1 protein-coding gene is annotated in these 1271 nt (G+C 67.0%); it reads right to left on the reverse strand.

The window, feature by feature from the left end:
* Positions 1–41: 41 nt before the first annotated feature.
* Positions 42–1225, reverse strand: a protein-coding gene (locus PLC66_RS22730; protein WP_183523301.1) for an IS3 family transposase whose coding sequence is annotated in 2 segments (ribosomal slippage) — positions 42–938 and positions 941–1225 — 1182 coding nt in all. Because the reading frame shifts where the segments join, the coding sequence is not laid out codon by codon here.
* Between the last annotated feature and the right edge of the window lie 46 nt (positions 1226–1271).

Below are 1271 nucleotides of genomic sequence, written 5' to 3' on the forward strand. Positions count from 1 at the left end.
GGGACTGCTGCACCGATAGGTGACAGGGTGGGTCAGGCTGCCTAAGCGGCAGCTGTGGTCATGATGGTCTCGTATTCGATGGGGGTCAATCGGCCCAGGGATGATTGCCTGCGGCGGCGGTGGTAGGTCCGCTCGATCCAGGTGACGATCGCGAGCCGCAGCTCCTGGCGGGTGGCCCACCGGCGACGATCCAGGACGTTCTTCTGCAGCAGCGCGAAGAAGCTCTCCATCGCGGCGTTGTCCCCGGCCGCCCCGACCCGGCCCATGGAACCGACCATGGCGTGGCGGTGCAGGGCGCGCACGAACTTTCGGCTTCGAAATTGAGATCCTCGGTCCGTGTGGACCACGCAGCCGGCCACGTCACCGCGGCGGGCGACGGCGTTGTTGAGCGCCGCGACCGCGAGCCGGGACTTCATCCGGTCGCTGATGGAGTAGCCCACGATCCGGTTGGAGTACACGTCCTTGATCGCGCAGAGGTAGAGCTTGCCCTCCGCGGTGCGGTGTTCGGTGATATCGGACAGCCACAACGCGTTCGGCCCGTCGGCGGCGAACCGGTGACGGGTCGCGCCGTGCTCGTCGAGGTAGGCGCACAGGTCGTCGTGGACCGGAGGGCCAGGCGTCTTGCCGTTCTTGCCGCGTTTCTTGCCGAACGCCGACCACCAACCGTTGGTCGAGCAGATCCGCCAGGCGGTGCGCTCGGCCATCGGTTCACCGGCATCCCGGGCCTCCTCAACCAGGTACCGGTAGCCGAACTCCCGGTCATCGGTGTGGGCGTCGAACAGGGCGTTGGCGCGGTAGGCCTCGGTGAGTTCGGCGGTGGCGACCGGGGTGGCGAGCCAGCGGTAGTAGGGCTGGCGGGAGAGCTTCAGGACCCGACACGTCACCATGACGGGGATACCGTCGGCGGCGAGCTCCTTCACGAGCGGGTAGAGCCTTTTGACGGCAGGTTGGCCTGCGACAGGTAGGCCGCCGCCCGGCGCAACACCTCGTTCTCCTGCTCCAGCAACCGGATGCGCTTCTTGGCCTCGCGCAGTTCCGCGTTCTCCGCTGCGGGCGTTCCGGGCCGGGCGCCGTCCTCGACCTCGGCCTGGCGTATCCAGTTGCGCACACAGGACTCGGCGATGCCGAAATCCGCGGCGATCTGCTTGATCGTTTGGCCTGCTTCACGGTTGCGGACGACGTTCACGACGTCGTCGCGGAACTCCTGGGGATAGGGCTTGGGCACGGTGTTCATCCTTCCAGCAACGCCTCACAGCGTCACAGATCAGATG

Source organism: Thauera sp. (genome assembly GCF_035444905.1).
In the GTDB taxonomy this organism is placed as follows: Bacteria; Pseudomonadota; Gammaproteobacteria; order Burkholderiales; family Rhodocyclaceae; genus Thauera.